Origin of the sequence: Cryobacterium sp. Y11 (genome assembly GCF_002929535.1) — a bacterium.
GTDB lineage: Bacteria > Actinomycetota > Actinomycetes > Actinomycetales > Microbacteriaceae > Cryobacterium.
The window spans coordinates 1-2009 of sequence record NZ_PJJO01000012.1 but is presented as its reverse complement, the minus strand read 5'-3'; the positions used below and the strand labels follow the sequence as shown (position 1 = coordinate 2009).

2 protein-coding genes are annotated in these 2009 nt (G+C 62.6%); both read left to right on the top strand.

What is annotated here, in order from left to right; all coding sequences use genetic code 11:
- Positions 1-222: 222 nt before the first annotated feature.
- Positions 223-1320, top strand: a complete 1098-nt coding sequence (locus tag CXY75_RS00100; protein WP_104080879.1) for a hypothetical protein — start codon at positions 223-225, stop codon at positions 1318-1320.
- A gap of 486 nt (positions 1321-1806) precedes the next feature.
- The coding region (locus tag CXY75_RS00095) for a recombinase family protein (protein WP_146069283.1) at positions 1807-2009 on the top strand (203 nt) is incomplete at its 3' end.

The following is a 2009-nucleotide window of genomic DNA, read 5'->3' as shown; positions in this document are numbered from 1 at the left end:
GACGGTTCCTGGCAACGCCGCCTCCGGTACATACGCGAGCACCCTGACCACCACTATCTCCGCCGCCCCCTAACCACGACAGCCGGTTTCGACCCACCGGGCTTCGACCGCTCGCGAGGAACATGCGCGCTGTTCGCCGGTGGAATGGATCCATCCGGCGGTCGAGGTCCCGCTGGCCGAAGCTCAGAAACAACCAGTACGTCCCCACCAAGAAAGTTCTTCATGCGCATCCGTTCCCTGATTCCCGCCGCGTTCATCGTGATCACGGCGCTCACTGCCGGTCCGGTTATGGCCGCCGGGGCCGCTCCGCTCGCCGCTAATGCTCCGCTCGGCCTCGTCGCCCTCGGGCAATCCGGCTCCTTCTTCGACAGCACGATCTCCCCGGGCGAGACCGTGAGTTTCGAGGTCGAGCGCGTCAACCCCAACGACGTAGCCGTCGACGCCAACACCTACATTGGCACGGTGTCGACCATCGTGAACGGGGGCTTCGGGGCTGGCGATTCGAGTGTCACCGTCACTGGCGCGTCGACCTGGGTCGATTACCCCACGGCAGCACTGACACTCGCGGCGCAAGCGCGCGATACGGCCAGCTTCACGGTCACCGTGCCGGCCGACGCAGCTCCCGGGCAATACGTCAGCAGCATCGTCTTGGAAAGTACGACAGCGGATGCCACCGGCGGCCAGATCTCCCTGAGCCAGCTGGTGCGCACCGCGATCGCCATCTCGATTCGGGTGCCCGGCGAGCTGGTGCCCGCATTCTCGCTCGCCCAAGCCACCCTCGGGGTGGTCGCCGACCGCACGGTCGTCTCCATTGAAACCAGTAACACCGGCAATCAGCACCTCAAGCTTTCCGGCCCCGCGACGATCACCGATTCGACCGGGCTACTCCTCACCACCAACGATGTCGTGATGGGATCCTTCTACGCCCAGACGGCTACCACGGTGTCCATCACCCTCGACCGTCAACTCTCGCCGGGTGACTACGTTCTCGACATCACCCTCACCGACCCAGCGACCGGGGTGAGCGCCACCCAGACCTCCGTACCCCTCAGCGTTGCCGCGCCGGACCTATTAGGGGAGCTCACCCGGCCGATCACCGAGTTCTTCGACGCTCCGCCTTTTGTAACGCCGCTCGTTATTCTGCTGGTGCTCGCCGGGTTCCTCGGCCTGGCCATTGTCGGCTTCTTCCTTCTGGCCCGTCATCGCCGGCGCCGACGCCAGGCATCCGCCGCCGTCCCGCTCACGGTGTCCCCGCCAGTACCCGAGCCGGCAGCGGCACCGACAACAGACGATCCCCGACATCCGAAAAGCACCGTTTGAGCCCGAAACCCGCTCTAGACCGGTCGACCACCGCCCTGGGACAGCCCCCACTTCTGTGGGCACCTGCACTGGGACTCACCCAGCACTCCCACGCACCCAGATGCGCATCTAATCTACTTACTAATTCGATTCTGCCGCGGAAACCACTGACACCTACCCAAGCGAGACAGTAGGTCCACAACCATCGCAGAACCTCGAATCTGCGAGCTTCTCACCGCTCCGCCATTCTCGCGCTCTGGCGCGCCGTTATTCGTGTTCTGACAAGTACTCGCAAACGCCTGCCCGCTTTCACGAGCACACCCCTTCCGCACCTGATGACCGCCCCAGCCCGCATTAGCGTTGGCGGCACATGTTTTTGGGGTGTACCCCAACTAGGCGTCAGACGTCCTCAATAAATATTGTCCGGATAGGGTCACATTTTGATTAGTAGACATCCCTCAGCGCGGGGTCTTAGACTTCAACCTGACAGAACAGAGGGAAAGTCAGATGACGGGTCAACGAGTTGGATATGTGCGCGTGAGTACTCTCGATCAGAACACTGTTCGTCAGCTTGCTGGCGTCGAGGTCGATCGGGTGTTTGAGGATAAGGCGTCGGGGAAGGATCAGAACCGGCCCGAGCTGGAGGAGATGATTCGGTTCGTTCGAGATGGCGATACTGTTCTCGTGCATTCCATGGATCGTCTTGCCCG

Bases quoted from the DNA above. Each gene is read 5' to 3' on its own strand.
- CXY75_RS00100 (WP_104080879.1), top strand. From the start codon at position 223: ATGCGCATCCGTTCCCTGATTCCCGCCGCGTTCATCGTGATCACGGCG.